Source organism: Streptomyces sp. NPDC093261, assembly GCF_044753645.1.
Classification (GTDB): Bacteria; Actinomycetota; Actinomycetes; order Streptomycetales; family Streptomycetaceae; genus Streptomyces.
Genome location: NZ_JBIVNO010000006.1, coordinates 202,866 through 228,896 on the forward strand (window position 1 = coordinate 202,866; position 26,031 = coordinate 228,896).

25 protein-coding genes are annotated in these 26,031 nt (G+C 72.4%); 10 read left to right on the forward strand and 15 right to left on the reverse strand.

Features of this window, described 5'->3' with window-relative positions; genetic code table 11:
- Positions 1-102 precede the first annotated feature (102 nt).
- From fxsT to ACIP94_RS16405, 7 genes are all read right to left on the reverse strand, one after another.
- Positions 103-3,072: an FxSxx-COOH system tetratricopeptide repeat protein gene (gene fxsT / locus ACIP94_RS16375; protein WP_402425439.1), complete on the reverse strand. Its 2,970-nt coding sequence runs from the start codon at positions 3,070-3,072 to the stop codon at positions 103-105.
- Between the two features lie 57 nt (positions 3,073-3,129).
- Positions 3,130-4,281: an FxsB family cyclophane-forming radical SAM/SPASM peptide maturase gene (locus ACIP94_RS16380; RefSeq protein WP_402425441.1), complete on the reverse strand. Its 1,152-nt coding sequence runs from the start codon at positions 4,279-4,281 to the stop codon at positions 3,130-3,132.
- The gene (locus tag ACIP94_RS16385) at positions 4,278-4,478 is read right to left on the reverse strand and encodes a hypothetical protein (RefSeq protein WP_402425444.1); all 201 of its coding nucleotides are present in this window, start codon (positions 4,476-4,478) and stop codon (positions 4,278-4,280) included. Before ACIP94_RS16385 ends, ACIP94_RS16380 begins: the two co-directional genes overlap by 4 nt.
- Complete coding sequence (locus ACIP94_RS16390; RefSeq protein ID WP_402425447.1) at positions 4,475-7,729, reverse strand: SAV_2336 N-terminal domain-related protein; 3,255 nt, start codon at positions 7,727-7,729, stop codon at positions 4,475-4,477. Before ACIP94_RS16390 ends, ACIP94_RS16385 begins: the two co-directional genes overlap by 4 nt.
- 6 nt (positions 7,730-7,735) lie before the next feature.
- Complete coding sequence (locus ACIP94_RS16395; RefSeq protein WP_402425448.1) at positions 7,736-8,773, reverse strand: AAA family ATPase; 1,038 nt, start codon at positions 8,771-8,773, stop codon at positions 7,736-7,738.
- A 157-nt stretch (positions 8,774-8,930) separates the two neighbouring features.
- On the reverse strand, positions 8,931-10,919 hold the full coding sequence (locus tag ACIP94_RS16400; RefSeq protein ID WP_402425451.1) for a trypsin-like peptidase domain-containing protein: 1,989 nt from the start codon (positions 10,917-10,919) through the stop codon (positions 8,931-8,933).
- Entirely contained in the window at positions 10,912-11,376 is a 465-nt protein-coding gene (locus tag ACIP94_RS16405; protein ID WP_402425453.1) for a CU044_2847 family protein, read from the reverse strand. The genes ACIP94_RS16400 and ACIP94_RS16405 overlap by 8 nt, the downstream gene beginning before the upstream one ends.
- A gap of 141 nt (positions 11,377-11,517) precedes the next feature.
- Between ACIP94_RS16405 and ACIP94_RS16410 the strand changes: the two genes are divergently transcribed.
- The 3 genes from ACIP94_RS16410 (at position 11,518) to ACIP94_RS16420 (ending at position 14,358) form a co-directional block, all read left to right on the forward strand.
- The gene (locus tag ACIP94_RS16410) at positions 11,518-11,700 is read left to right on the forward strand and encodes a DUF6104 family protein (RefSeq protein ID WP_402425456.1); all 183 of its coding nucleotides are present in this window, start codon (positions 11,518-11,520) and stop codon (positions 11,698-11,700) included.
- A gap of 662 nt (positions 11,701-12,362) precedes the next feature.
- Entirely contained in the window at positions 12,363-13,322 is a 960-nt protein-coding gene (locus ACIP94_RS16415; protein ID WP_402425459.1) for a DUF4097 family beta strand repeat-containing protein, read from the forward strand.
- Between the two features lies 1 nt (position 13,323).
- A complete protein-coding gene (locus tag ACIP94_RS16420) occupies positions 13,324-14,358 on the forward strand; it encodes a helix-turn-helix transcriptional regulator (RefSeq protein WP_402425462.1) in 1,035 nt (344 codons plus the stop codon).
- Between the two features lie 58 nt (positions 14,359-14,416).
- Here ACIP94_RS16420 and ACIP94_RS16425 read toward each other — a convergent pair whose 3' ends face one another.
- The 4 genes from ACIP94_RS16425 to ACIP94_RS16440 all read right to left on the reverse strand — a co-directional run bounded on the left by ACIP94_RS16425 (position 14,417) and on the right by ACIP94_RS16440 (position 18,164).
- The gene (locus tag ACIP94_RS16425; protein WP_402425465.1) at positions 14,417-14,980 is read right to left on the reverse strand and encodes a Clp protease N-terminal domain-containing protein; all 564 of its coding nucleotides are present in this window, start codon (positions 14,978-14,980) and stop codon (positions 14,417-14,419) included.
- Positions 14,980-15,189, reverse strand: a complete 210-nt coding sequence (locus ACIP94_RS16430) for a helix-turn-helix domain-containing protein (protein ID WP_018571396.1) — start codon at positions 15,187-15,189, stop codon at positions 14,980-14,982. The genes ACIP94_RS16425 and ACIP94_RS16430 overlap by 1 nt, the downstream gene beginning before the upstream one ends.
- Positions 15,190-15,342: 153 nt before the next feature.
- Positions 15,343-16,308: a zinc-binding dehydrogenase gene (locus ACIP94_RS16435; protein ID WP_402425468.1), complete on the reverse strand. Its 966-nt coding sequence runs from the start codon at positions 16,306-16,308 to the stop codon at positions 15,343-15,345.
- Positions 16,309-16,940: 632 nt separating this feature from the next.
- A complete protein-coding gene (locus tag ACIP94_RS16440) occupies positions 16,941-18,164 on the reverse strand; it encodes an NADP-dependent malic enzyme (protein WP_402425471.1) in 1,224 nt (407 codons plus the stop codon).
- A 538-nt stretch (positions 18,165-18,702) separates the two neighbouring features.
- Here ACIP94_RS16440 and ACIP94_RS16445 point away from each other — a divergent pair.
- Genes ACIP94_RS16445 through ACIP94_RS16455 form a run of 3 tightly spaced genes read left to right on the forward strand, consistent with a single transcriptional unit; the run spans position 18,703 to position 21,436 of the window.
- Complete coding sequence (locus tag ACIP94_RS16445; RefSeq protein WP_402425474.1) at positions 18,703-19,662, forward strand: ABC transporter substrate-binding protein; 960 nt, start codon at positions 18,703-18,705, stop codon at positions 19,660-19,662.
- A gap of 32 nt (positions 19,663-19,694) precedes the next feature.
- Positions 19,695-20,633 carry an amino acid ABC transporter permease gene (locus ACIP94_RS16450; RefSeq protein ID WP_402425476.1) on the forward strand — a complete coding sequence of 313 codons (939 nt, stop codon included), beginning with the start codon at positions 19,695-19,697 and terminating at the stop codon, positions 20,631-20,633.
- Positions 20,630-21,436 (forward strand): amino acid ABC transporter ATP-binding protein, encoded by an 807-nt coding sequence (locus ACIP94_RS16455; RefSeq protein ID WP_402425479.1) that lies wholly within the window; start codon positions 20,630-20,632, stop codon positions 21,434-21,436. The genes ACIP94_RS16450 and ACIP94_RS16455 overlap by 4 nt, the downstream gene beginning before the upstream one ends.
- Positions 21,437-21,523: 87 nt before the next feature.
- Here ACIP94_RS16455 and ACIP94_RS16460 read toward each other — a convergent pair whose 3' ends face one another.
- Positions 21,524-22,291: a class I SAM-dependent methyltransferase gene (locus ACIP94_RS16460; RefSeq protein WP_402425482.1), complete on the reverse strand. Its 768-nt coding sequence runs from the start codon at positions 22,289-22,291 to the stop codon at positions 21,524-21,526.
- A 99-nt stretch (positions 22,292-22,390) separates the two neighbouring features.
- Here ACIP94_RS16460 and ACIP94_RS16465 point away from each other — a divergent pair, with 99 nt between their 5' ends.
- Complete coding sequence (locus tag ACIP94_RS16465; RefSeq protein WP_402425485.1) at positions 22,391-23,020, forward strand: CGNR zinc finger domain-containing protein; 630 nt, start codon at positions 22,391-22,393, stop codon at positions 23,018-23,020.
- Here the strand turns inward: ACIP94_RS16465 and sodX are convergent.
- Positions 22,924-23,358, reverse strand: a complete 435-nt coding sequence (gene sodX / locus ACIP94_RS16470; RefSeq protein WP_402425711.1) for a nickel-type superoxide dismutase maturation protease — start codon at positions 23,356-23,358, stop codon at positions 22,924-22,926. The two genes, ACIP94_RS16465 and sodX, sit on opposite strands and share 97 nt — an antisense overlap.
- Before the next feature lie 145 nt (positions 23,359-23,503).
- Here sodX and sodN point away from each other — a divergent pair, with 145 nt between their 5' ends.
- From sodN to ACIP94_RS16485, 3 genes are all read left to right on the forward strand, one after another.
- Entirely contained in the window at positions 23,504-23,899 is a 396-nt protein-coding gene (sodN, locus tag ACIP94_RS16475) for a superoxide dismutase, Ni (protein WP_055492501.1), read from the forward strand.
- A gap of 315 nt (positions 23,900-24,214) precedes the next feature.
- Positions 24,215-24,658, forward strand: a complete 444-nt coding sequence (locus ACIP94_RS16480; RefSeq protein ID WP_402425488.1) for a helix-turn-helix transcriptional regulator — start codon at positions 24,215-24,217, stop codon at positions 24,656-24,658.
- Between the two features lie 149 nt (positions 24,659-24,807).
- Positions 24,808-25,224 carry a VOC family protein gene (locus tag ACIP94_RS16485; protein ID WP_402425490.1) on the forward strand — a complete coding sequence of 139 codons (417 nt, stop codon included), beginning with the start codon at positions 24,808-24,810 and terminating at the stop codon, positions 25,222-25,224.
- 66 nt (positions 25,225-25,290) lie between these two features.
- On the opposite strand, the gene ACIP94_RS16490 is transcribed toward ACIP94_RS16485, so the two are convergent.
- Both ACIP94_RS16490 and ACIP94_RS16495 read right to left on the reverse strand, forming a co-directional pair.
- Entirely contained in the window at positions 25,291-25,536 is a 246-nt protein-coding gene (locus ACIP94_RS16490; RefSeq protein WP_402425493.1) for a hypothetical protein, read from the reverse strand.
- A gap of 23 nt (positions 25,537-25,559) precedes the next feature.
- Positions 25,560-25,907, reverse strand: a complete 348-nt coding sequence (locus ACIP94_RS16495; RefSeq protein ID WP_402425496.1) for a DUF952 domain-containing protein — start codon at positions 25,905-25,907, stop codon at positions 25,560-25,562.
- Between the last annotated feature and the right edge of the window lie 124 nt (positions 25,908-26,031).

The following is a 26,031-nucleotide window of genomic DNA, read 5'->3' on the forward strand; positions in this document are numbered from 1 at the left end:
ACCGGGGCTCGCCCTCATCCCAACCGGGGCTCGACCTCACCCCAACCGGGGCTCGCCCTCACCCCAACCGGGGCTCGACCTGACCTCGTCCGCCGCTCGGTCTCACATCATCTGCGGCTCGAAGTCCCAGTAGGGGCGCCGCCCTTCGAGCATGTACCGCACCTGCCGGTGCTCCTCGAAGAAGGTGTCGGTGAGCCTGCGCACCGCCTCCCGGCGCACGGTCTCCGCCTCGTCGTGCTGCCCGCACGCCATCAGGTCCTGCGCGAGGCCCGCCGCCAGGTTCAGGGTGAGGACATGCGCGTCCCCGACCGCGGCACGCGCCCGCCCCAGGGCGTCCCGGCCCAGCGCCACGGCACGCCGAAGCTCACCGGTCCGGGCAAGCGCCGTCGCGGTGTTCATCGCGCATCCGATGGACCAGACATGGGCCGTGCCGAGGGCCCGCTCCATCCCCGCCCGGGCCCGCTCCGCGCGCTCCCGGGCGCCTGCCAGGTCCCCCTGGTCCCCCTGGACGAGGGCGCAGTTGTCGAGGGCCCCCGCGATGTAGGGGTGTCCGTCGCCGAAGAGGCCCGTGAATCCTTCGAGGGTGGACTCGGCGAGTTCCCGTGCCTCGTCGAGTTCGCCGATCTCGCGCAGCAGCATCGCGTAGTCCGCGGTCAGCCTCAGCGTCTGCCGGGGGCCGTGCCGGCGCAGGCTGCGGTCGCGTGCCTCACGCATCAGCCCGCGCGCCCGCTGCTGGGATCCGTCCCGGCGCAGACACAGCGCGAGGTTGTGCTGGGCGAGCAGGGTCTGGCCGTGGTCGCGGCCGAGTACCTCCCGGTGCAGACGGAAGTTCAGTTCCTGGATGGCGAGCGCCTCGCCGTACCGGCCCAGCAGCCGCAGCGTCCAGGCGGTGTTCAGCCCGGCGAGGAGCGTCGCGGGGTGCCGGCCGCCGCCGAGCGCGATGTACGCCTCCAGAACGGACCGTTGCAGGGCGAGGGCCTCCTCGTAGCGCCCCAGCAGCCGCAGTGCCAGCGCGAGGTTGCCGCGGATGTCGAGGGTGCGCGGCACCTCCTGGTCACCGAGGTCGGCCGCCGCCTGGGCCTCCGCGTCCTCGTAGAGGAGCCGGGCCTCCTCGTACCGGCCCAGGGCCAGCAGCGTTCCGCCGAGCCCGTTCTTGGCCCGCAGCACCTGCACCGGGCTGCGCTCCGGATCGGCGGTGACCCGGCGCAGGACGTCCCGCCCGATGCGCTCGGCCTCGCGGTAGCGGCCGAGGCGGCGTTCCATGTTCGCCAGCTGGTGCGCGGCGACCAGGACGGCCGGGTCGGTGTCCCCGGAGTCGGCGCTCCAGGAGGCGACGGCCGCGCTGCTGAGCCGCCTGCCCTCCTTGACCTCGCCGCGGATCCGCAGGTACTCGATGCAGTTGAGCACCGTCGCCCGCACATCCGGGTCGGTGGAGTGCAGCGCCCCGGTCGCCTCCAGATGCGGTATCACCTCCGCGTACCGCGACCAGTTGGTGCGATCGCCGGGGCGGCGGGGGTCGGCGGCGACGAGCACCCGGCGGGCGGTCTCGGCCGACTGCCGGGCCTCCTCGGGCCCCAGATGCCCGCGGACGAAGCGGTGGAAGAGCCGGTGCATGCGCAGTGTGCCGACGGTCTGGATGTCCATCGGCCCCTGCTCGTACTCCAGCCGCATGGAGGTGGCCTCGGACAGCACCCGCAGCGCGGTGTTCCAGCTGCTCGGCTCGGTGACCAGGGACACCAGGTAGGGGGGCAGGTCGCCGACGCGGGCCGACTGCACCAGACCCAGCGGGATCACGTCGGGCGAGAAGAACGCGAAGAGGGAGAGCAGTTCGTAGGCGTTGGGGTGCTTCTCGCGCAGGGTGTTGACGGTCTGCGCCCAGGCGGCCTGGAACTCCCTGCGGTACTCCTCGGAGGAGACGACGGGGACGGCGTGCGGGTCGCCCTCCTGGATGCGGGTGATGTACGTGTCGATGTCGGCGGTCTCGTTCAGCTCCACCCACGCCGCGGTCTGGTCCAGCAGCAGCGGATGGTCCTCGACGGCCGCCGCGAGACGGTCCGCGCTGTCGCGGGTGAGCCGGCGGCTGCGGCGGCACGCGAAGTCGACGGACTCCTCGCGGTCGAAGGGGGGAAGGTCGACGACCTGGCCGACCCACCGGTGCCATTCCTTGCGCGGGGTGGTGACCAGCAGATGGCCGGGGCCCTCGGGCAGCAGCGTCCCGAGGTCCTCGGGGTCCTCCGCCCCGTCCAGGACGACCAGCCAGCGGATGCGGTCGCGCAGGGCCCGCTTGGCCGCCTCGATGCGCCCGCGCAGGGCGTCCCCGGTGTCCGGTTCCGCGCCCAGCTTGTCGGCGAGCCGGGCGAAGTCCTCGCGCGCCCGGTTGCGTACCGACGCGTGGACCCACCAGACGATGTCGTACTCGCCCTTGTAGCGGTGCACATACTCGGTCGCCGTCTGGGTCTTGCCGATCCCGCCCGGCCCGCGCAGGGCGATGCGGGTGCCCTCGCCGCCCTCCGTGAACGCCTGGTGAATGCGCTCCAGGACGCGTTCCCGGCCGGTGAAGTCACGGTGGTGGCGCGGGGCGTTGTCGATGCCGGGCCGGTCCTCGGGGAAGCGCGGGCCGCGGGCCCGGTCGAGGCTGACCGGGCCGCCGGACGGCGAGGTCACCTCCAGCGCGTCGATCAGCACCTCGACGGCCCGGTCGGCGTCGAGGCCGCGCAGCGGGAGCACCCGGCCCAGCCGTTCGGCGGCCGGCGGCAGGGAGGCGGCGGTGATCGACACGGCGACGATCCGGTGTCCCTCCCGGGGCATGATCTCGGCCAGCACCTCGGCCCAGGCCTGCCGGCGTGCCTCGTCGAAGCGCACGAACCAGTCGTCGATGAGGAGCAGCAGCTTGCCGGGCCCGGCCAGCAGGCCGTTCAGCCGCTCCGGCTCCGGTGCGGTGTGCAGCGGGTCCCAGCGGACCGCCTGCGGCACCGCTCCCGCGTGCGCGAGACGGTGTTCGATCCATGTCGCCCAGGACCAGGACTGTCCCGCGTAGAGGATCGTGACATGCTCGGGGGACGCGGATGCCATGCCTGGGGTCTCCTTCTGACGTAGGGGATCGCTACGTCGCGGTTCGTCAACTCCACGTTAGACCAGACTCCTTGACGATACGGAGAGCTGCTCGCCGATCCGCGCGGCGGCGTGCCGGATGACGCGCTCCAGGTCGGCGCAGTGCACGCTCGGCTGCCGGAAGTGGCCCGTGACGGCGGAGTAGCGGTGGGCGTAGTTGCCGCCGCCGCAGATCCGCACCACCGGGCAGGCGCGGCAGTCCTCGCCGAGCGCCGCGGGCCCGGCCCGCAGCGCCGCGACCCGGGGGTGGCGCAGCGCCTCGTCGAAGGAGTTGCGGAAGACGTCGAGGCCGGTGGCGGGAGCGTCCGGGTAGGCCGTCTTCAGCGAGTCCAGCCGCTCGATGGTGCCGTCGGTCTCCACCACGATCGCGGCGATCGGCGACAGTCCCACCGCGTCCGTTCGTGAGGAGCCGCCCAGCAGCAGCGCCGCGATCTCGGTGAACAGGCGTACCCGCGGCCGGCCCGGGGTGGTGTCGTCCCACCACAGGTCGAACGCCCCGGCCAGCCAGTCCCCGTACGGCGTGGGGGCCGGCCGGTGGCGGCCGGGCGGGCGGGTGCCCCAGTGCAGGTGCGGCAGCAGGAAGTCGAGCGCGGGCGGGGCCAGGGCCCTGAGGGAGCGGTAGACCTCGGCGGGGTCGGTGGCCGGGTCGACGGTGCACAGCAGGCCGGCGTAGGCGTCCGGCCGCCGTGCGGCCAGCAGCCGGGCCGCGCGACGGGCGGCGGGCCACGAGGGGCGCCCCGCGTGGTCGACCCGGCGGGCGTTGAGGGCGGCCGTGCCGCCGTCGAGGCTGATCCCGACCCGGATGCCGGCGCCGGCGAGGCGGTCGAGCGCGGGCCGGGTGAGCAGGGTGCCGTTGGTCTGGACGGTGACCGTCACCTCGGTGCCGTCCGGTACGGCGTGGCGCACGGTCTCGGCGTACGCGACGAGCGGTTCGGGTCCGGTCAGCAGCGGCTCCCCGCCGTGCAGGTCGACCCGCACCGACCGGGGCCGGTGTGTCTCGACGTGCTCGGCGATGCGCCGGGCGGTCTGCCGCATGGTGTGCTCGTCGGCGTGGTGCGGGCGCTGTCGCCAACTGCGGTCCGGGCTGCGGTAGATGTAGCAGTAGGTGCAGTCCAGATTGCAGCGGCTGTGCACCTTGAGGACGAACTGGCGCAGGCAGTCGGCGCTCATGGCGCGGCTCCCGCCGGGGGCCGTGGCGCCACGGGGTCGGGCGAGTCGCCGTAGTAGGCGGCCGGGGGCTCGTCCTCTGCCTCGCGGGCGCGCAGTTCGGCGAGCACCGCGGCAAGGACCGGATGGGCGGCGCCGCCGGGGCCGGGGCGATCGAAGGCGGGCAGGGGTATGCCCGGGGCGTCGTCCGGCCCTCTCATACGGCGCCCCCGCCGCTCGGATCCAGAGCGCTCAGGGCGGCCCGGGCCTGCTCCGCCTCGTCCCCGTCGCCCAGCCCGGCCTGCTCGTAGAGTGCGAGCGCCGTGCGGTACTCCTCGGCGGCGCGGGCCGGGGCGGAGGCACGGCCGAGGGCCTCACCGCGTTCGACGCGCACCCGGGCCTCCGGGGCAGCCAGGCCCAGGTCCCGGTACAGTTCGGCGGCCCGCAGCAGATGGTCGGTGGCCGCCTCCCGGTGCGACCCCTGCCCCGTGTGCTCGGCGAGGCGCCCGGCGCATGCGGCGCGCAGCCGCCAGGCCCGTGCGGCGAGCAGGTCGTCGTCGGTCTCCTGGGCGGCGGTGCCCACTATCCAGTCGGCCTCGTGCAGATCGGACAGCCCGCCCTGGCGCAGATGGCGGTGCAGGAGCGCATCGCCCAGTTCCACGCGGCGGCGCGGCAGTTCGGGGTCCTGCTCGGAGGATTCGTCGACGGCCATCCGCAGCACCCGTACGGCGTCGGACCACTCGTCGGCCGCGCCCAGCGCGAGGCCCAGCCGCAGCAGCAGCCCGGGCCTGGCCGGATCGTCCGTGGGCAGTTCCCCGGTCGCCTGCCACCAGGACCAGACGGCCGCCTCCAGGTCCCCCGGGTCGCCGGTGAGTTCGTACAGCGCGAGGTAGGCCTCGCCCAGCCGGTCCAAGCACTCGGCCCGCGGCTGCGGGGCCTCGCCCGCGTAGTCCAGCGCCTGTTGGAGCACGGTGACGATCCGGCGGCGGGTACGGGGATCGTGCTCCGCGTCCCGGGTGAGGTCCAGGGCGGCGGCCGTGTCCAGGCAGATCCGGGCCAGCTCCTGGGGTCCGGCGCCCTCGGCGGCACGCAGCGGCAGCGCCTCCCGGAAGCCCACCTCGGCCAGCTCGGCGGAGCGGTGGGCGAGGGCGCGCCGCTCGGGGCCGGGCTCCCAGGGCCGCGCGCCGCGTCCCGAGTCGTGCCGGGCCAGCGCGAGCAGTGCCCGGGCCTCCAGGAGACGCGAGGACGACTCGCCGTTGCGCAGCCGGTACTGGGTCGCGAGGCCCGCCGCCTGTTCGAACTGCTCGGCGGCCCAGACCTGCGGGGTCCCCTCGTCGGGGCCGAGGACGGCGGTGCCGGCCCGGGCGGCCAGCGACGCCGCCTGGAACGCCGCGGAGGCCCGCAGCTCCAGGACGCGGGTCGTCCAGCGCTCCGCGTCGGGCGGGATCTCCTCCAGCCGCTGCCGGGCCTGCCGGTAGGCCAGCAGGGCCAGCCGGCGCGGGGAGGCGTCGGGCTCGCCGAGATCGTGGCCGAGCCCCGCGGGCAGGGTCGCGGCGGCCGCGCCCGCCGCCTCCAGGTCGGCGGCGATGTACAGCAGGATCCGCGCCTCCATGATGAGTTCCGCCGGGTCGCTCTTGCGGTGGCCGGGCAGGACCTCGTACGCCTCCCGGAGGTTGTCGGCCGTCCCCGCCACCCGCCAGCGCTCGAGCAGGGCCGCGGCCAGCCGGCTCCGCAGCGCCCGCTGTTCCGTCTGCCGGCGCTCGACCTCCAGCGCCCGGCGCAGCAGCGCGATGCCCTCGTCCAGGTCACGGGCGGTGCCCTGGGCGGCATAGCGGTCGAGCATCCGGTGCGCGCGCGAGGCCAGCTCCGCCGGGCCCGTGTCGACCACGACCGGGACCTTCCCGTAGCGGGCGAGGACCTGCGAGGAGACCCGGGCGAAGGCGCGCAGCAGACGGTCGTCGGCGCCCTCCTCGGCCGCGGGCGGCGGCGCCGTCGCACCGGAGAGGTAGGCGGCGGCCAGCGCCGGGAAGTTGCGGGCCGCGCGGCCGTACTGCCGCTCGACGTACTGCGAGCTGTGCTTGAGGACCAGTTGGGCCTCGCCGCCCGGCAGATGGCGCAGCAGTTCCTCGCGTACGCTCCCGATGAACTCGTATCCGCCGTCCGCGTCGGCGTCACTGCGTCTCATCAGCCCGCCGAGAAGGACCTCCGCCATCGCCTCGGGGCCGCTGCCGGGCAGCATGGCCCGCTGCACCAGCTGCATCACCGGCAGGGCGAGGGGCACGGTGGCCAGGTACTCGGCGAGGTGCCGCGCGTCCTGCGAGGCGGTGCGCCTGAAGGCCCGGACCCGGTCGCGCGGGCTGATCTCCCGCTCGGCGAGCGGTCGCGCGGCGGTCGCCGGGTGGTCGGCGCGCACCCAGGCCGCGGAGGCGACCTGCCGCTGGGCGGTCGCGTCGCACACGAGACGGACCCAGTGGGCGAGCGAGGAGGGGCGCAGCGCGAGTACGGGCACCGGCAGGGCGCGCCGCGGCGGGGGCCCGGCGCGTTCCGACCGGAACTCCAGGCCGCCGGCCAGTCCCTCGCGGCGGTGCAGTTCCCCGGAGTAGGCGGGCAGATGGGTGCCGCGCCACATCCGCTGCGGCAGCGGTTGCAGTACGGCGACGGGGGCGCAGGTGGCCCAGTCGTGCAGCAGCCGCTGCATGCTGCCGCTGCGCCACAGCGGCCCCGCGCAGTCGCTGAGGACCAGGGTCAGCCGGTGTCCGCTCGGGTCGCGCAGCAGACCGGGGCCGTCGGCGGGGGACGAGGGGTCCGGTGAGGAGGTGACCCGTAACCCGTCCGGCCCTCCCTCATGGAGGTAGTGGGTCCGGATCTCCCGGAACGCGCCGGCGCGTTCGCAGACCCGGCGCAGCTCGGCGAAGGTCTGCTGCCACACCACGGTGGACGAGGAGACGTCCATGACCAATTGCAGGCGTGCCTCACGGCGCTGTCCCGGGGCCGGCACCGGGACGACCACACCGGTGTCGGCGGCCCGCTGCGCGGTCGCCTCCTCGTCCAGCCCTGACCACGAGGGCCCGCTCGGCGGCCGGTAGCGGTTCAGCGGCCGTAACGCCCTTTGCAGGGCGAGCGGTTCGGGCAGCACGGAGGCGGCGGGCACCTGGGTGGAGACGACCGCGCCCATGCCGCCCGCGGGGCCCTCGGTCGCGATGCCGCCGACCGGCGGCGTCGGGCGGTCCGAGGGCTGCTTCCGGGCGGCGACGGCCAGGGACGTCTCGGGCGGAACGGTGCCGCGGCGGCTGCCGGGCCGGGTGCCGGGGACCGGTCCGGCGGCTTCCTCGTCGGTGGATCCGGCGGTCGCCGTGCTCCCGGGGACATGGCGGGCGAGCCAGAGCGCGTCCGCGAGTTCCTCGGCGTCCGGAGCGATCCCGGCCTCGCGCAGCCGGCGGGCGAGCAGCTCCAGGGAGTCGGCGACGGTCATGGCCGGTTACCGCTGTCCGGAGTCGAGTGAACCCATCAGCAGCCGCGCCAGTTCCATGCGGTGCGGACTGCCCGGCGGAGCCACCCGCTGGGTGAGGAAGATGGCGTTGAGCAGCTGGTCGGTCGGCCGGTGCGGGCCCGTCCCGTCCGTGGCGAACAGCTCCAGGAGATCGTGGTGGTCCCGGTCGGCGCCCTCGCCGAAGTGGGCCTGCACCATGGCGGCGAGCCGGTCGCCGCGCGGCGGATCGAGGTGGAGATGGATGCACCGGCGCAGCAGCGGGGCGGGGAACTCGCGCTCGCCGTTGCTCGTCATCACGATCACGGGGAACGCGTGGCAGCGGATCCGTCCGCCGGTGACGGGCGCCCGCAGCCCGTCGTCGGTGAGGACCCGCACGGTGCCCTGGCCGGGGCGGTCGGCGATGCGCTCGAGCTGGGGAATGCCGAACTCCCCCTCCTCGACGACGTTGAGCAGATCGTTCGGCAGGTCGATGTCGCTCTTGTCCAGCTCGTCGATGAGCAGGACCCGGGGGCGTTTCATCGGGAGCAGGGCCGTGCCCAGCGGGCCCAGCCGGATGTAGCGGCCGATCGACAGGTCGCGGCGCGCCCCGGGCGACTCCCGCGTCTCCTCGGCTCCCGCGCGGTCCAGTTGGGCGTCCTGGAGGCGGCCGATCGCGTCGTAGGCGTACAGTCCCGACGTCAGCTCGGTGCGGCTGACGATGGGCCATTGCAGGACCCGGCCGAGCCCGAGTTCATGGGCCAGCGCGTGCGCGAGGGTGCTCTTGCCGGAGCCCGGTTCGCCCGTGACCAGCAGGGGGCGCCTCAAGTAGAGGGCCGCGTTGATGAGTTCCACGGCCCGGGGGTCCTGCACGGGCAGCGGGGGGCGGCGGCCGAGCCGCCGGGAGGAGGCGCTGTCGATCGGGGGTACGGTGTACACGTCGTCGAGGGGCTCACCGTCGAACCGGCGCCAGTGCGGAGGCGGCGGCAGGGAGTCGACGCGCCCCGGCGCGGGCTCGCCCTTGCCCCGGTAGACCAGCCACTCGCTCATGGTTCGCTCCTCGTCGACGATCGATGGCACGGCGCGTCACGGCCGACGAGGGCAGGCGGCGCCCACAACGGGCCCCTGAAAACGTATCGGTCCGCGGTGAGCCGACGGTCGATTTCCGGACAGGCGTACACAGGTGTCGCGGGGTGTCCCTCGGGGGTCATGGGGCGTCGAACACCCCCTCTTCCGCGGGCAGGGGACGGCGCGGGTCGTCGTAGAGGACGGCGACCTCGCCGGCCCATTGATGTCCGTTCCCGGTGCTGATGTGCTCTCTGATACGGCGGAGACGGTCGGGCAGTTCAGCCGGATCGGCCACCTCCGCCAGAAATCCGACGGTCGACCGGTGCAGATCGTCGCAGCGGGATCCGCACTGGTGCCCTGGGTGGTCCCCGGCGTGCCACAGCGCCACCCCGTGCCCGGCGTCCAGGGCCAGGCGCATCGCCGTCCGGCCGGCCCCCGATCCGGCCCGCCGGCACTGCACGGGGATCTGTCCCGGGGCCATCTCCGCGAACTGGCGGGCGTGCAGGGGGTCGGCGTCGAAGACGGTGTTCCGCGCGGTCAGCCGTCCACGGGAGAGCATCTCCGCCCAGCGGGCCGCCCAGGATTCGGCCGGAACTCCCCGGCGCTCGATGTCGCGAATGACCACGGGACGGCGTACGCCGAGGAGTTGCTGGCGCGCACGGTCCCACAGCGGCGCGGAGTCATAGATCTGCCAGGTGTGGACGGGGGTGTCGAAGTGGGCGAGGTTCAGGGCGACCTCCAGCGGTGCCGGCTGCTCCGGCCGGTCCACCGACTCGAAGGCCTCGGCGAGCGGCTCGTGGAGCACGTCCCGCAGCCGGCCCCGGGCGACGCCCGGACCGGTGGTCATCCCGTACCGGGGTATCTCGCTGTTCTCGCCCCCGTCGTCGACGCGCAGCGTCCAGTAGAAGCGGGTGTGGTCGTCGTCGAGCGGTTCGAGTTCCAGCAGCACCACGCCGCGCTCACCCGGTCCCGGGTACGGCTCCACGGCCCGCTGCCCGGACGGGAGCAGCCCGGGCGGCAGCACCGCGTCCTCCACATTGGTGCGCACCGCCGGCCTGACCTCGGTGAGCCGGTCCTGTATCCACGCGCCGAGCCGTTCGACGGCCACCCGGTCCTTGGGGTCGCGGGCCTCCAGGAAGAGCTGGACCAGGCGGAGGTAGCGCAGATGGACGAACGCCTCCTGCGGCCGGTCCCCCTCGTAGAGCTGCCCGTGCCCGTCCCGCCATGAGACGGGCAGGTGCGGGCGCCCGGCCGGGTCGTCGCCGCGCGCCTTGCGCACCAGCTGGGTGATGGTGTGCGGCGCGTCGGCGGGCTCGACCGCCGCCAGCAGCGCGAGCGCCCTGCGGCGGTCCACGGGGCTCCACTGGTCGGGATCGGCCTCGCTCCACGTCCCGGGCAGCTTCGTCTGCCGGGCGACCCAGTTGTGCTCCGTCTTGCGGCGCCCCTCGTGCCATCGGTCGTGTTCGGCGATCACCTGGTGGTACGCCGCGAACCGCCGCATCACCGAGACCGCGATGGACAGGCCCCCGTCCCGGTCGCCGCGGCGGCACTTGATGACGGCCACGACGGCCCCGGTGGCCGGGTCCAGCACCGGGCCGCCGGAGACTCCGGCCGGGAACTCGTTGCTCGGGCCGAGCCGCAGCCCGTAGGGCCCGTCGTGCGCGTTCACCGTGGCCTCGCCGTTCCACGCCTGGGCCGCGCCGTCGCCGAGGGGCCGGTAGCCGTACACGATCCGGTGGTCGCCGAGCGGGTGGTCGGAGCGGTCGCTCAGCCAGACGCACTCGTGCTCCACGGAGCGGTCGAGCAGGCGTACGAGGGCCATGTCCTGGTCCACGGGCAGATTGGTCAGCTCGTGCGCCTGCTCGCCGAGGGGCCCCTGGTAGAGGCACTCCTCCAGCCGGGCGGGGACGGGACGGCCGTCGTACAGGCCGGGGCCCCGCACCCGGAACTCCTCCTCGCCGCTGTCCCCGATCCGGCCGAGCAGCACATGGGCACAGGTCAGCACCCAGCCCGGAGCGACGAGAAAGCCGCTGCCCCACATGGCCTCGTCGTCGGGACGCGCGGAGTGGAAGTGCACCGTGGCGTTCTCGATCAGGTGCTCGAGGCGGGCATCGCGCCGCTCAGACATCCGCGGGGGGCTCGGCGGTCGCGCCCGTGGTGGGGCCCGTGGTGGGCGCTGCGGTGGCGCCCGCGCTGGGCTCGGCGGTGGCGTCCGCGGTGGGCTCGGCGGTGGCCCGGGCGCGGCGCTCGTCGAGCTTCCACACCAGGCTGACCTCCAGGGAGGTCTTGGCCTCGCCGTCGGCGAGCACGGCGATCGCCTTGCCGGGCTTGGCGACGATCTCGACGCCGAAGGTGATGGTCGCCTCGTCCGGCCGCGCGGACCGCGCCGCGTCCAGGACCGACTGCCCGACCCCCTGGATCAGCTCTCCGAGCCGCTCCAGCTTGGCCACCGCCCGGTCCCCCACCCCGATGTCGAGATCGTCCGAACCGTACCCGCCGGGTTTCGTCGCGCCCGGCGCCGGGGTCACCCGCGCCAGCACCGTCTGACCTCCGGGCAGTGTGATCTCGCGCAGCGTCTCGTCCATGGCTCCCCCGCCCCGTGCGACTCCGCTCGCCCGCCACCGACCCGCCGTCGGCTCCGGGCTCTTGAACTGCGACGAGGCTAGCCGCCCGGGCGGTTCCGGAGCGAGACCGGTAACCGGCCAAGTGGCGCATATTCTGAAGGCATGTACTTCACCGACCGTGGCATCGAAGAGCTGGAGAAGCGACGCGGCGAGGAGGAGATCACCTTCGAGTGGCTCGCCGAGCAGTTGCGTGCGTTCGTGGATCTCAACCCGGACTTCGAGGTGCCGGTGGAGCGACTGGCGACGTGGCTGGCCCGCCTGGACGACGACGAGGACGACGAGTAGGGCGACGAGTAGGGCAGGGGCTTACAGGGGGCTTTTCGCGGGGGCTTCCCTACCGGGGGCTGCGGGGATTTTCCGTGGAGCGGCCGACGGGGACTGCGGGGTGTCCACGGGGGCCGGTGCGGGGCGGTCGACGGGGGGCGCGGCGCATGCCCCGCGCCCTGGCGGTGTGGACCGCCCGCCCTGGGGATGGACCGCCCGCCCTGGGGGAGGGACCGCCCGCCCACGCCGCCCGAGATGGGCGCACTCGCCCGGGCGTGGGTGCACTCGCCTGATGTGCGCGCACTCGCCCGACGTGCGCGACTCACCCGGCGTGGACGCATCCGGCCGACGTGCGCGCACCCCCGCGCGCTCGAGCGATGCCGGCCGCACGGGTGCGATGACCGCCGCCGCCGGGGCCGGTGGGCGGTGGTCGCCGGACGGGGCGGGCCTCGTGCGCGCACGGCGGTCATCGGAAGCACGCCGGGCCGCTGTGCACGCCCCTACACAGGACGGCACCGGCGACGTGTCGCGACAGCCTCCCTTCGGCATACGAGACCCCTTTCCCCCGCGTCCCTCCAACGAGTGCCTTGACTTTGCGTGACCGCGATATATCGTGAAGAGCAAGACGCGATATGGCGCGTTGGGTGGCGGCACCCCGCGTCGTCGGCCGAGGAGGTCACCCCATGTCCGAGTGGTCCGTCGCAGAGCCGAGGAAACTCACCTTCGACGCCCCCGTGACGGCACTCCACGTGCGCACCGTCAACGGAACGGTGAACGTGGTGGGCACGGACGAGAGTTCCGCACGCCTGGAGGTCTCGGAGATCGAGGGCCCCCCGCTCACGGTGACGCATGAGAACGGCACCCTGACGGTGGCCTACGACGACCTTCCCTGGAAGGGCTTCCTCAAGTGGCTCGACCGCAAGGGCTGGCGCCGCAGCGCGGTGGTCTCCCTGGCCGTCCCCGCGTCCACCCGTGTGGAGGTCGGCGTGATCGGGTCCAACGCCGTGGTCTCGGGCATCGACGACAGTGTCGACGTGAAGGGCGTCACGGGCGAGACGACTTTGGTCGGCCTCACCGGCCCGGTCCGCGTGACCACGGTCTCGGGGAATGTGGAGGCCCAGGGCGTCACCGGCGAGCTGCGGCTCAACTCGGTCTCCGGCGACCTCACCGTCATCGAGGGTGCCAGTCCGCTGGTGAAGGCCGACTCCGTGAGCGGCTCGATCATCCTGGACCTCGATCCCGCGAGCGGCCCCACGGACGCCCGGCTGGCGAACGTCTCGGGCGAGGTGGCGATCCGCCTGGCCCACCCGGCGGACACGGAGATCGAGGCGAACACGGCGAGCGGTGCCGTGTCCAACGCCTTCGACGACCTGCGGGTGACCGGCCAGTGGGGCGCCAAGAAGATCACGGGCCGCCTCGGCGGGGGCCGCGGCCGGCTGAAGGCGACCACGGTCTCCGGCTCGATCGCCATCCTGCGCCGCCCGACGACGGAGGAGGAACCGTGGGACGCACCCGTCCCACAGGACCCGTCGCCGAAGGAGCGGGCGGACACCGGCCACGGCCCCCGCGGGGCCGGCGGCATACTGTCCAAGCCCTCCCCCGGCGACACCACCGGCGGTCCGGCCGAGCGGAAGGGGCTCTGACATGGCTCCCGTCTTCGCCCATGGACGACTGCGGCTCTACCTGCTGAAGCTGCTCGACGAGGCACCCCGCCACGGATACGAGGTGATACGGCTGCTGGAGGAGCGCTTCCAGGGGCTGTACGCACCGTCCGCCGGCACCGTCTACCCCCGGCTGGCCAAGCTGGAGGCCGAGGGCCTGGTCACCCACACCACCGAGGGCGGCCGCAAGGTGTACGCGATCACGGACGCGGGCCGCGCCGAACTCGCCGACCGAAGCGCCGAGTTGGAGGACCTGGAGCTGGAGATCCGCGAGTCGGTCGCCGAGCTGGCCGCCGAGATCCGGGCGGATGTCCGGGGCGCGGCGGGCGATCTGCGCCGTGAGATGCGGGCCGCGGTCTCCGAGGCGCGCCGGGGCGCCAAGGAGCGCACCGAGTCCTACGGGGAATACAGCGACCAGTCCGAGAAGGAGGCGTGGCGCGCCGCCAAGGAGGAGATGCGCCGCGTCAAGCAGGAGTGGAAGGAGCAGGCCCGGCGCGCCAAGGACGAGAGCCGGCGGGCCCGCGAGGAGGCCGAGCAGGCCCGCCGCCAGGCAAAGGAGGCCCAGGAGCGGGCGCGCACCCAGGCCCAGGAGGAGCTCCAGCGCATCGCGCGGCGGGTCCAGGAGCAGGTGCAGGACCACTTCGCCCGGGGCGACTGGCCGACGGGCGTACGGGAGGGCCTGACCGAGCTGGCCAAGGAGTTCGGCGATTTCGGAAAGGACTTCGGCAAGGGGTTCGGGAAGGACTTCGGCTTCGGCCGCACGGGGGCGGCGGGCGAACCGGAGTACTCGACGACCCCCGAGGACTTCCCCGGTGGCTACGAACCCTCCTGGGCGCACGAGGACTTCCCGGGCGACCCGGCCCGGGCCCTCGACCGGCTGCTGGACCGCTTCCGCGACGACATCCGCGACGCGGCCCGCGACCACGGCGTGACAGAGCAGCAACTCCGGGAGGCCCGCCGCCACTTGGCGACGGCGGCGGGCCGGATCGGCGCCACGCTGCGGGCCCACGGCAGCTGACACCGGCATGCCGCCCGGGCCCGGCGCCGCAGCCGGGCCCCACCGGTCCCAGCCGGGCTCAGCCGGCCTTCGCCTCTCCCCCGCCCCACAGCACCCGTTCCACCCCCGTATACGTCACTCCATGGTCGGCGAGGACTTCCGACGGGACGCCGGGGCGGATGGTGAGGGCGAGGAGCAGATGCTCGTCGCCGATGTGCCGGTCGCCGTGGGCGAGGGCGGCGCGCAGGGACCGGGTGAGGAGGTCCTTGACGCCGCGGGTGAACGGTCGCCGTCCCATGCGCCGCATCCCGCCCCGTCGGCTCGCGGTCAGGGCGCCCTCCCCGTGGGCCTCCTCGACGCGGGAGACGATCTCGGTGAGATCGATGCCGAGCCCGGCGAGCGCGTCCGCGTCGGCACGGGAGAGGCCGCCGCGGCGACGGGCCTCGGCGAGGTCCCGCTCGACGGCGTCACGCCGCCCCGCGAGCCCGAGCGAGGCCAGGGCGAACGCGGCGCGACTGCCCTCGCGATCGAGGAGGGCGAGCAGCAGATGCGCCTCGTCGACGCGTTCCTCACCGGCGCGTTCACAGTGCCCCACAGCGCCGGCGACCACCGCGCGGGCATCCTTGGCGAACCGCTCGAACATCACTGCCTCCCGTACTTCTTGTGCACGGCCTGCCTGCTGACTCCCAGCTCCGCGGCGATCTCCTGCCACGACCAGCCCTGGTTGCGCGCGCTGCGCACCTGTACCGCCTCCAACTGCTCCAGCAGCCTCCGCAGCGCGGCGACGGCCCGTAGCCCGACCCTCGGGTCACGGTCGCCCGCGCGCTCGGCGAGATCCGTTGCTTCGGTCATGATGTCAACTTAGGTTGACATGCAGAGCCTCGTCAACCCTAGTTGACATGAAGGGCGTGAAAACACGAACGGCGGGCCCGGAAGTTTCCGGGCCCGCCGTGGGCACAACCGGATCCGCGGTCCCGCAGGCACGGGAACGCGAAAGAGAATCGGTCAGTTCGCGGTCAGTACGATCTTGCCGAACTGGTCGCCCGCCTCCAGGCGTTCGAAGCCCTCACGGGCGCGGTCGAGCGGCAGCACCTCGTCGATGACGGGGCGCACTCCGGTGGCGGCGCAGAAGGAGAGCAGATCCTCCAGCTCGTCCTTGGACCCCATGGTGGAGCCCACCACCTTCAGCTCCAGGAAGAAAATCCGCGTGAGTTCCGCGTGGGAGGGCCGGTCCCCGCTGGTGGCACCCGAGATGACGACCGTGCCGCCGGGTCGCAGCGACTTGACGGAGTGGGACCAGGTGGCGGCGCCGACGGTCTCGATGACGGCGTCCACCCGCTGCGGCAGCCGCGCGCCGGACTCCAGGGCCTCCACCGCGCCCAGCTCCAGCGCGCGCTTGCGCTTGGCCGCGTCGCGGCTGGTGGCGAAGACCCGCAGCCCGGCCGCCTTGCCGAGCACGATCGCGGCCGTCGCGACACCGCCGCCGGCGCCCTGGACCAGGACGGAGTCCCCGGGGCGTACACCGGCGTTGGTGAAGAGCATGCGATAGGCCGTGAGCCAGGCGGTCGGGAGGCAGGCGGCCTCCTCGAAGGAGAGCTGCCTCGGCTTGGGCAGCAGGTTCCAGGTGGGGACGGTGACCTGCTCGGCGAAGGTGCCCTGGTAGCGCTCGGTGAGGATCGAGCGCGGTTCGTCCGGGCCCACACCGTGACCGGTCTGGCCGATGACCGAGTGCAGAACGACCTCGTTGCCGTTCTCGTCGACGCCCGCCGCGTCACAGCCGAGGATCATGGGGAGCTTGTCCTCGGAGAGACCGACACCCCTGAGGGACCAGAGGTCGTGGTGGTTGAGGGAGGCGGCCTTGACCTTCACGGTCGTCCAGCCGGGCCTGGGCTCGGGGGCCGGGCGCTCTCCCAACTCAAGGCCGGAGAGCGGGTGGTCGCGGTCGATACGGGCGGCGTAGGCAGCGAACATGACCTTGACGATAGGGCCGGGGCCGGACGTACGGAACCAGGACCGACTGTGACGCGTGTCCCGCCACAAGACACACACCGAATCCCGCGCGGCAACGCGGAGGCGCACGCCGACTCCCGCGCGGTACCCCCGAGGCCCACGCCGAATCCCGCGCGGTACCCCGGAGGCCCACGCCGACCCCCGCGCGGTACCCCGGAGGCCCACGCCGACCCCCGCGCGGTACCCCGGAGGCCCACGCCGAATCCCGCGCGGTAGCCCGGAGGCCCACGCCGAATCCCGCGCGGTAGCCCGGAGAGCGCACGCCGAATCCCGCGCGGCAACGCGGAGGCGCACGCCGACTACTCCTCGGCAGCCGGAAGACGCACGACGACTACTCCTCGGCAGCCGGAAGACGCACGACGACTACTCCTCGGCAGCCGGAAGACGCACGACGACTACTCCTCGGCAGCCGGGAGGGCGCACGCCGACCCCCTACGGCAACCCGGAGGCGCACCCCGCCTCCCCGTCACCCCTGCCTCTCGCGCCGCGTCGCCGAGGGCGCCTGCGATGCCGTACGGCATCGGACACCAAACCACCCGGCGCGGCAACGCGTGGGCGGGCGGGTCACACGATCCCGCCCGCCCTGCGCCGCGTCAGCGTCGCGCGACTCCCTCGGCCCGCGCAGCGGCGGCCACCGCCGCCGTCACCGCCGGAGCCACCCGCTCGTCGAAGGGCGACGGGATCACATAGTCGGCCGCCAGATCGTCACCGACGACCGACGCCAGCGCCTCGGCCGCCGCGATCTTCATGCCCTCGGTGATCCGGGACGCCCGCACCTGGAGCGCGCCCGCGAAGATGCCGGGGAACGCCAGCACGTTGTTGATCTGGTTCGGGAAGTCGGACCGCCCGGTCGCCACCACGGACGCGTACTTGTGCGCGATGTCCGGGTGGACCTCCGGGTTCGGGTTGGCCATGGCGAAGACGAAGGCGCCCTCCGCCATCGAGGCGACTGCCTTCTCGGGCACCGTGCCACCGGAGACGCCGATGAAGACGTCGGCGCCCTCGAGGGCGTGCTCCAGCGATCCCGTGAGGCCCGCCTTGTTCGTGAACCCGGCCAGTTCCCGCTTGACCGGCGTCAGGTCGTCCCGGTCGGACGACACCACGCCCTTGCGGTCCGCGACCGCCACATCGCCGATACCCGCCTCGATGAGCATCTTCGCGATGGCGACACCCGCCGCTCCCGCGCCCGAGATGACGGCCCGCAGATCGCCGAGGCCCCTCCGGGTCAGCCGCGCGGCGTTCCGCAGGGCCGCCAGCGTCACCACGGCCGTGCCGTGCTGGTCGTCGTGGAAGACGGGGATGTCCACCCGCTCCTGGAGCCGGCGCTCGATCTCGAAGCACCGCGGCGCCGAGATGTCCTCCAGGTTCACGCCGCCGAAGGAGGGCGCGAGCCGGGCCACGGTCTCGACGATCTCGTCCACGCCCGTGCAGTCCAGGGCGATGGGGACCGCGTCCACCCCGCCGAACTGCTTGAACAGGATCGCCTTGCCCTCCATGACCGGGAGGGAGGCCTCGGGACCGATGTCACCGAGTCCGAGCACGGCCGTGCCGTCCGTCACCACGGCGACGACCGAGGACTTCCATGTGTAGTCGTGGACCAGCTCCGGCTGTTCCGCGATGGCGGTGCACACCCGGGCGACGCCGGGCGTGTACGCAAGGGACAGGTCGTCCTTGTCGCGGATCGGCACGGTGGCCTGCACGGCCATCTTGCCACCGCGGTGCAGCGCGAACGCCGGATCGAAGGAATCGTGGGGCTCGGCCCCGCCGTCCTGATCCGCGCTGTTGTCGCTGCGAGGATTGACGATCTCCGCTGCCACTCTGTCGTACCCCTTAGGTATGCATGGTTTGAGGGTGACCACTCCTGGTGAGGGGTGGGCGGGCACCGCGTATGACCCAGATGACTGATGCGTACGGGTGCACACGCGACGGGCGCGCCGCACACGCGCCCTGAGCCCCTGATGAGGGGTGTAATGCACCTTCTTACCGGACGGATGGTGTCCCGGACGAGTCCATAAAGCTAAGGTCACACGCCGGTGAGATGACTCATGGCCGGAAATATGGACAAGTCTCCGGCATGTGTCCTCGTGGTCCCGGGCGCACGCGGCGCAATGGTCCGCATCGTGAGAGCTGCCGAAGATCTTCCGGCCGGAAGGATCGATTCCCGCAAAAGCCCGGCTGTGATCGGCGCTCCGAGCGCGGTTCGGGGGTCGCCCGTTATCCGATTTTGACATGGCATCGCCCCTGAATATGCGCGACCGAATGGCAAGATGCCTCAACCACACGAGGTCGCGACACCCGAAGGTGTGTGTTCTCGTCGACCCATCGGCATCACTCATCCCGCCGGAGGAACCCACCATGACCGCAAGCTCCACCCGTCGTTCGACCGCCATGCGCTCCCGGATAGCCGCGGTCGGCGCCGTCGCGGTCGCGGGCACCCTGCTGCTCACGGGCTGCGGTGACCAGACGAAGAGCAAGGGCAACGACTCGGGCAGCGCCTCGGCGGCCTCCGCCCCGCTGGCCGGCAAGCTTCCCGCGTCGATCCGCCAGGCGGGAGTCGTCAAGGTCGGCTCGGACATCGCGTACGCGCCGGTCGAGTTCAAGGACGGCTCCGGCAAGACGGTCGGTCTGGACCCCGACCTCGCGGACGCCATGGGCAAGCAGCTCGGCGTGAAGTTCCAGTTCGAGAACGGCACGTTCGACGCCCTGCTCACGGGCATCCGCTCCAAGCGCTATGACATCGCGATGTCCGCGATGACCGACAACAAGAGCCGCCAGGAGGGTGTCGACCCCGACACCGGCAAGAAGGTGGGCGAGGGCGTCGACTTCGTCGACTACCTGACCGCGGGTGTCTCGATCTACGCGCGCAAGGGCGACACCGGCTCCATCGCGACCTGGTCGGACCTGTGCGGCAAGAAGCTCGCCGTGGAGCGGGGCACCGTGTCGGAGGACCTCGCCAAGAGCGAGACCAAGAAGTGTACGGGCGGCAAGAAGATCACCATCGAGGCCTTCGACGACGACCAGCAGGCCCAGACCCGGCTGCGCTCCGGCGGCGCCGACGCCGCCTCCTCCGACTTCCCGGTGGCCGCGTACGCGGTGAAGACCTCGGGCGGCGGCAAGGACTTCCAGCTCGTCGGCGACCAGGTCGAGGCGGCCCCGTACGGCATCGCGGTCTCCAAGGAGAACACCCAGCTGCGGGACGCCCTTCAGGCCGCGATGAACGCGATCATCAAGAGCGGCGAGTACCGGAAGATCCTCACGAAGTGGGGCGCCGAGGACGGTGCCACCAAGGAGTCCGTCATCAACGGCGGCAAGTGACCGCTGCTCCGCGGCCGCTGAAAGGCAAGACCGTGACTGCTGACATCGACAAGACGGCGGGGACCCGGAACACTCCCCCGGCCGGCGCGGAGGCCATCAAGGCCATTCCGGTGAGGCACTACGGGCGGTACGTCTCCGCCCTCGTCGCCATCGCGGTCCTCGTCGCGATCATCTACGCGTTCGGCCAGGGCAGGATCAACTGGCATGCCGTACCGGACTACTTCTTCGACCACCGCATCCTGACGGGTGTGGGCAAGACCCTCATGCTGACGGTCCTGTCCATGCTGATCGGCATCGTCGGCGGCATCGTGCTCGCGGTGATGCGACTGTCGAAGAACCCGGTGACCTCGTCCATCGCCTGGTTCTACATCTGGTTCTTCCGCGGCACCCCGGTCCTGGTCCAGCTCTTCCTCTGGTTCAACCTGGGCCTGGTCTTCGAGTACATCAACCTGATGCCGTTCTACAAGGACTACTGGTCGAACTTCATGACGCCGCTGCTGACGGCGCTGCTCGGCCTGGGTCTGAACGAGGCGGCGTACATGGCGGAGATCTGCCGGGCCGGGCTGCTCGCCGTGGACGAGGGGCAGACGGAGGCGGCGCACGCGCTGGGCATGAGCCACGGCAAGACCCTGCGCCGGATCATCATTCCGCAGGCGATGCGGGTGATCGTGCCGCCGACCGGCAACGAAGTGATCAACATGCTGAAGACGACCTCGCTCGTGGCGGCCGTCCAGTTCCCCGAACTCTTCCGTTACGCCCAGGACATCGGCCAGACCTCCGGCGCCCCGGTGGAGATGTACTTCCTCGCCGCCGCCTGGTACCTGATCATGACGTCGATCCTGAGCGTGGGGCAGTACTACATCGAGCGCTACTACGCGCGGGGCTCCAGCCGACAGCTGCCGCCGACACCCTGGCAGAAGGTCAAGGCCAACATGTTCTCCATCGGCCGTCCGAAGGGAGGCGCGGCATGACCGAGAAGCTCACGAAGGACGACGCTCCCGTGAAGGACACGACCGTCCCCATGGTCAAGGCCGAGGGGGTCCACAAGTCCTTCGGCGCGGTGGAGGTCCTCAAGGGCATCGACCTGGAGGTGAGGTCCGGCGAGGTGTTCTGCCTCATCGGCCCCTCCGGCTCGGGCAAGTCGACCTTCCTGCGGTGCATCAACCACCTGGAGAAGATCAACGCGGGCCGGCTGTACGTGGACGGCGAGCTGGTCGGCTACCGGCAGCAGGGCGACAAGCTGTACGAGCTGCGCGACCGCGAGGTCGCGATGAAGCGCCGGGACATCGGCATGGTCTTCCAGCGCTTCAACCTGTTCCCGCACATGACCGCCCTGGAGAACGTCATCGAGGCGCCGGTCCAGGTCAAGGGCGTGAGCAAGGCCCAGGCGAGGGAGCGCGCGATGCAGCTGCTGGAGCGCGTCGGCCTCGCGGACCGGGCGGGGCACTACCCCTCGCAGCTCTCCGGCGGCCAGCAGCAGCGCGTGGCCATCGCGCGTGCCCTCGCGATGGACCCGAAGCTGATGCTGTTCGACGAGCCCACCTCGGCTCTCGACCCGGAGCTGGTCGGTGACGTCCTCGATGTGATGCGCGACCTCGCCGAGTCCGGCATGACGATGGTGGTCGTCACCCACGAGATGGGCTTCGCCCGCGAGGTGGGCGACTCGCTCGTCTTCATGGACGGCGGCGTGGTGGTCGAGTCGGGCAACCCGCGGGAGGTCCTGACGAACCCCCAGCACGAGCGGACGCAGTCATTCCTGTCCAAGGTGCTCTAGGGGTAGGGGCGTTACGGCAGTACGCCGTGAAGGGGCGGTACGGATCTCCCGTACCGCCCCCTCCGCGTGCGCGCCGCCCCCGGAGGTCTACCTGAGGGCGAGCAGCAGCGTATCCGAAGGGGAGCACCACACCGGGCGGGCCTCGGCGAAGCCCTTCTCGCGCAGGGCCCGCGCATGCCATGCGGCGGAGGGCGTATCGCCGTCGGCGTGCTCACCGTAGATCTCGAAGCGGCGGGCGGTCGGTGCGGCGAGCACGGGGTCCTCGGCCGCGAGCTGCCACCACTCGGCCCAGTCCAGGGCGCCGTCCCGCAGGGCCCGGTCCCTGCGCTCGCGCCGCCGGGCGCTCTCGGCCGCGTTGATCCGGGGCGTGGTGTCGTCGATCATGTGGTCGGCGTTCATGAAGACGCCACCGGGGCGGACGAGTTCCGCGATCCGGCCGTAGAGGGCCTCGAGGGGGTCGGTGCGCAGCCAGTGCAGGGCCGTGGCGGTGAGGACCGCGTCGTACGTGTCGTACGGCAGGCGCGCCGGCCAGTCGGGGTCCTTGAGGTCGGCCTCGACGAGGGTGACCCGGTCGTCACCCCGGAACGTGCCGTGGGCGATGGTCAGCAGCGCGGGGTCGAGGTCGACGCCGGTGCTGGTGCCCTGGGGGAAGCGGGCGAGCAGCCGGGCCGTGATGCTTCCGGTGCCGCAGGCGAGGTCGAGGACGCGGGGCGTGTCGCCGACGAACGCCTCCACCATGTCGAGCATGATCCGGAAGCGGTCCTCGCGGTCGGGCATGTACCACTCCTGCTGGCGGTCCCAGCTCTCCTGCCAGGCGCCCCAGTCGGTCCCCGCCGTGGTCTCCGTGTCCGCCATCGCGAGCCTCCGTCATCCCGTCGCGTAATACCCTTGATGCACGATCGTCTGTTACCCGACCCCATCGACGACCATAGAACGCCCCGGTAAGGACTACAAGTGGAACTGGCCTATTACTCGGATTACGCCGTACGTCTCGTGAACAGCGAGGAGCCGGTCCGGGGCAAGGACTCGCTCACCTCCGTGGAGGCCGTGCGCGACCTCTTCGGCGCCAACCAGTCCGCGGCCCGCCGCGCCACCGACGCCGACGTGACCCGATTCCGCTCGGTCCGGGCCCGGCTGCGCGCGGTCTTCGAGGCGGCGGACCAGGGCGACGAGACACTCGCGGTGGACCTGCTGAACTCCCTGCTCCTGGAGTTCCCGGTGAGTCCGCAGATCTCCGGGCACGACCACCGGGACGAGGACGGCCGCCCGCTGTGGCACATGCACCTCGCGGACCACCCGTCGAACGCGACCGCCGGCTTCGCGGCGATCGCGGCGATGGGCCTCGCCTTCCACCTCACCGAGTACGGCGTGGACCGCCTGGGCCTGTGCGAGGCCGCACCGTGCCGCAACGCCTACCTCGACACCTCGACCAATCGCTCCCGGCGGTACTGCTCGGACCGCTGCGCCACCCGCGCGAACGTGGCCGCCTACCGCGCCCGCAAGCGCCTGGAGGCCGACCGGTCGGCCGGCACGGGCCGGGCCGCCGTGAGCGCCCAGCGCAGCACCGCGAGCGGCGAGCGCTGACCCTCCCTGAGCGGCCGGTAGCGCAGCCACACCCTCCCGAGGACCAGCTCCTCGGGAACGGTGCCGTAGTCGGTGCTGTCCCCGCCCGCGTACGGATTGTCGCCGAGCACCCACCAGCCGCCCTCGCGCAGTTCCACGGCCCGCTTGACGACCAACAGGTCCTGCTGGAAGGGATGCCGCAGGACGATCACGTCGCCCGGCCGGACCCTGGCCCCGTACTGGACCAGCAGCTGGTCCCCGTGGTGCAGCGTCGGCACCATGGACGGCCCCCTGACCTCCGCCGCCCCGAACGGCAGCAGGGCCCTCGTGCGCTCGATCTCCTGCGACAGCTCCGGCATCACCGGCACCTCCCCGGTCCGATCCTCCACCAGTCCCAGTTTCACCCCGGACTTTTGTCGTAAGCCCATGGGGGCACTCGCGAAAACCAGTCCCCTACGGAGTAATGTCCCACCTGAGAAGACGATCACGAGGAAGGACAGCTTCATGCTTTCCCGCCTGTTTGCCCCCAAGGTCAAGGTCAGCGCCCACTGCGACCTGCCCTGCGGCGTCTACGACCCGGCCCAGGCCCGCATCGAGGCGGACTCGGTGAAGGCCATCCAGGAGAAGATGGCCGCAAACGACGACCCGCACTTCCAGGCCCGCGCCACCGTCATCAAGGAGCAGCGCGCCGAGCTCGCCAAGCACCACGTCTCGGTGCTGTGGAGCGACTACTTCAAGGCCCCGCACTTCGAGAAGTACCCGGAGCTGCACCAGCTGGTGAACGACACCCTGAAGGCCCTCTCGGCCGCCAAGGCGTCGACGGACCCGGCGACGGGCCAGAAGGCGCTGGACTACATCGCCCAGATCGACAAGATCTTCTGGGAGACCAAGAAGGCCTGATCTTCGATCATGCCGACTGACCTGCGATTTTCTTCGGTCGCTTGGTCCACTGCCCGCACCCGGTCCGCAGGCCGCCGAACACGGTGTCCTTGACGGCCCGGGTGCGGTCTTCTTCACCCGGCCATCGCGTGGATCGTGGGCCGCCGAGTGCGCCGGCCGAACGGGCCTTTCGCCCGCGCCCGGCCGCCGTCGCAGGCGTTGCGCATCGCCTTCACAGAGCGGGCGGACCTTGTCCGGGCCTTCCGCGCCCCGGGGCCGACTGCCGGGGCCGGGGGGATGCCGCCGGAGCGGGTCCCGTTGTCGGTGGTCCATGCGATGCTGAACGGCGTGGACGTGGACGACCTCATCCGGTTGCGGCGGGCGCGGGACCGGATGGACCGGGAGTACGCGCAGCCGCTGGACGTGTCGGCGCTGGCGCGTACCGCGCTGATGTCGCCGGGACACTTCCAGCGCACTTTCCGCGCGGCGTACGGGGAGACGCCGTACGGCTATCTGATGACCCGTCGGATCGAGCGGGCCAAGGCGCTGCTGCGGCGCGGGGATCTGACCGTCACGGAGGTCTGCCTCGCCGTGGGGTGTACGTCCCTCGGGTCGTTCAGCTCCCGTTTCACGGAGCTGGTGGGCGAGACCCCGAGCGCGTACCGTGCGCGGTCGCACGAACAGGGTGCGGCGATACCGCCGTGCGTGGCGAAGAGCCTGACGCGGCCGCGCCGGGGCCGGTCCGGCGACACACGGACCGATCCACGCACTCAGCTCTAGCGCCTGGCAGGCAATGTGGCGACGGGGCGAACGGTGCCTGTCGGGGCACCAGTTCCCTCCTGCCGTCGGACGCCCCTCGACTGTCCGAACAGCGGGGACATCCGCCGGAAGGGCGGGCGGCAGTCCGGCGACGGGCCTAGCGTGGTGCCATGGACGTGAAACTCTCCCAGTGCTTCATCGCCGTCGACGACCATGACAAGGCGCTCGCCTTCTACCGGGATGTCCTGGGCCTGGAGGTGCGCAACGACGTCGGCTTCGAGGGGATGCGCTGGGTGACCGTGGGTTCCCCCCTTCAGCCGGACGTGGAGATCGTCCTGGAGCCTCCGGCGGCGAACCCGGACTTCTCCCCCGCCGACCGCCAGGCGATGGCCGAGCTGCTCGCCAAGGGCGTGCTGCGCGGGGTCATCTTCTCCACCGAGGACTGCGACGCCCTCTTCTCCCGCGTCCAGGCGTCCGGTGCGGAGGTCCTCCAGGAGCCCATGGACCAGCCCTACGGCGTACGGGACTGCGCTTTCCGCGACCCGGCGGGCAATCTGCTGCGCTTCACGGAACGCCCGCGCTCCTGACGCGGCGCTCCTCACACGGACCGGCTCCGGCGCCTTTCACGCCCCTCCCGCCGACCCGGGGCGCGGTCACGGCGCATGTCCGGGATTCAGCCGGGCGGCCGCGCTCGCGTCCAGGCAGACCACGATCACCGGCTCCCCGAAAGCGCCCTGGGTCGGACACGCCGTGCCGTGCACCTCGGCGGACAGCCCAGGTGCCGGCGCACGCTCCCAGCGGGCGGGGGGATCCGGCTCGTTCTGGTCCTGAAGCCACAGCGTGAGTCCCCCGCCCACCAGCACGAGCGCCGCCCACACCCCGGCCACCCACCGCCACACCCCGCGTCCTCCCCCCGCCGCGGTCACTCCTGCGTCGCCGCCCCGCGGTCCCAGACCTCCACGTCCACCACGGCGGACACCGGGATCGGTCCGTAGACGTGCGGGAACTCCTCACCGCCGGGCTTCACGGCCTCGTAGCGCACCGGAGCCGTCAGGCGCTCCGGATCGATGACGAGCAGCACCAGCTCGTCGGGCCCCTCGTACCCGCCGTACACCCAGCGCGCCACACGGGCCACCTGGTGTCGCAGCGAGCAGTGGATGAAGCCCTCCTCCCGGAGGGTGACGCCGCGCGTCGCCATCTCGAAGACGCCGGTGGTACGGGCCGCCTCCCACAGGGAGCGCTCGGTGAGGTGCAGCAGAGGTTCGGACATGGCGCCCACCCTAGGGCCCGGCTCCGACAGCGCCCCGGACTCCCGGGCCACGAAGGCCGGGCACCGTGGATTGCGGCAGGGACCGGGACGCCATACGGGGACGAAGGCGCCCAGCGTCTTGTGG

Bases quoted from the DNA above. Each gene is read 5' to 3' on its own strand.
- fxsT (WP_402425439.1), bottom strand. From the start codon at position 3,072: ATGGCATCCGCGTCCCCCGAGCATGTCACGATCCTCTACGCGGGACAG.
- ACIP94_RS16455 (WP_402425479.1), top strand. From the start codon at position 20,630: ATGACCGAGAAGCTCACGAAGGACGACGCTCCCGTGAAGGACACGACC.
- ACIP94_RS16420 (WP_402425462.1), top strand. From the start codon at position 13,324: ATGGCTCCCGTCTTCGCCCATGGACGACTGCGGCTCTACCTGCTGAAG.
- ACIP94_RS16445 (WP_402425474.1), top strand. From the start codon at position 18,703: ATGACCGCAAGCTCCACCCGTCGTTCGACCGCCATGCGCTCCCGGATA.
- sodN (WP_055492501.1), top strand. From the start codon at position 23,504: ATGCTTTCCCGCCTGTTTGCCCCCAAGGTCAAGGTCAGCGCCCACTGC.
- ACIP94_RS16480 (WP_402425488.1), top strand. From the start codon at position 24,215: ATGCTGAACGGCGTGGACGTGGACGACCTCATCCGGTTGCGGCGGGCG.
- ACIP94_RS16495 (WP_402425496.1), bottom strand. From the start codon at position 25,907: ATGTCCGAACCTCTGCTGCACCTCACCGAGCGCTCCCTGTGGGAGGCG.
- ACIP94_RS16385 (WP_402425444.1), bottom strand. From the start codon at position 4,478: ATGAGAGGGCCGGACGACGCCCCGGGCATACCCCTGCCCGCCTTCGAT.
- ACIP94_RS16395 (WP_402425448.1), bottom strand. From the start codon at position 8,773: ATGAGCGAGTGGCTGGTCTACCGGGGCAAGGGCGAGCCCGCGCCGGGG.
- ACIP94_RS16435 (WP_402425468.1), bottom strand. From the start codon at position 16,308: ATGTTCGCTGCCTACGCCGCCCGTATCGACCGCGACCACCCGCTCTCC.
- ACIP94_RS16400 (WP_402425451.1), bottom strand. From the start codon at position 10,919: ATGTCTGAGCGGCGCGATGCCCGCCTCGAGCACCTGATCGAGAACGCC.
- ACIP94_RS16415 (WP_402425459.1), top strand. From the start codon at position 12,363: ATGTCCGAGTGGTCCGTCGCAGAGCCGAGGAAACTCACCTTCGACGCC.
- ACIP94_RS16425 (WP_402425465.1), bottom strand. From the start codon at position 14,980: ATGTTCGAGCGGTTCGCCAAGGATGCCCGCGCGGTGGTCGCCGGCGCT.
- ACIP94_RS16460 (WP_402425482.1), bottom strand. From the start codon at position 22,291: ATGGCGGACACGGAGACCACGGCGGGGACCGACTGGGGCGCCTGGCAG.
- ACIP94_RS16485 (WP_402425490.1), top strand. From the start codon at position 24,808: ATGGACGTGAAACTCTCCCAGTGCTTCATCGCCGTCGACGACCATGAC.
- sodX (WP_402425711.1), bottom strand. From the start codon at position 23,358: ATGCCGGAGCTGTCGCAGGAGATCGAGCGCACGAGGGCCCTGCTGCCG.
- ACIP94_RS16380 (WP_402425441.1), bottom strand. From the start codon at position 4,281: ATGAGCGCCGACTGCCTGCGCCAGTTCGTCCTCAAGGTGCACAGCCGC.
- ACIP94_RS16405 (WP_402425453.1), bottom strand. From the start codon at position 11,376: ATGGACGAGACGCTGCGCGAGATCACACTGCCCGGAGGTCAGACGGTG.
- ACIP94_RS16410 (WP_402425456.1), top strand. From the start codon at position 11,518: ATGTACTTCACCGACCGTGGCATCGAAGAGCTGGAGAAGCGACGCGGC.
- ACIP94_RS16430 (WP_018571396.1), bottom strand. From the start codon at position 15,189: ATGACCGAAGCAACGGATCTCGCCGAGCGCGCGGGCGACCGTGACCCG.
- ACIP94_RS16390 (WP_402425447.1), bottom strand. From the start codon at position 7,729: ATGACCGTCGCCGACTCCCTGGAGCTGCTCGCCCGCCGGCTGCGCGAG.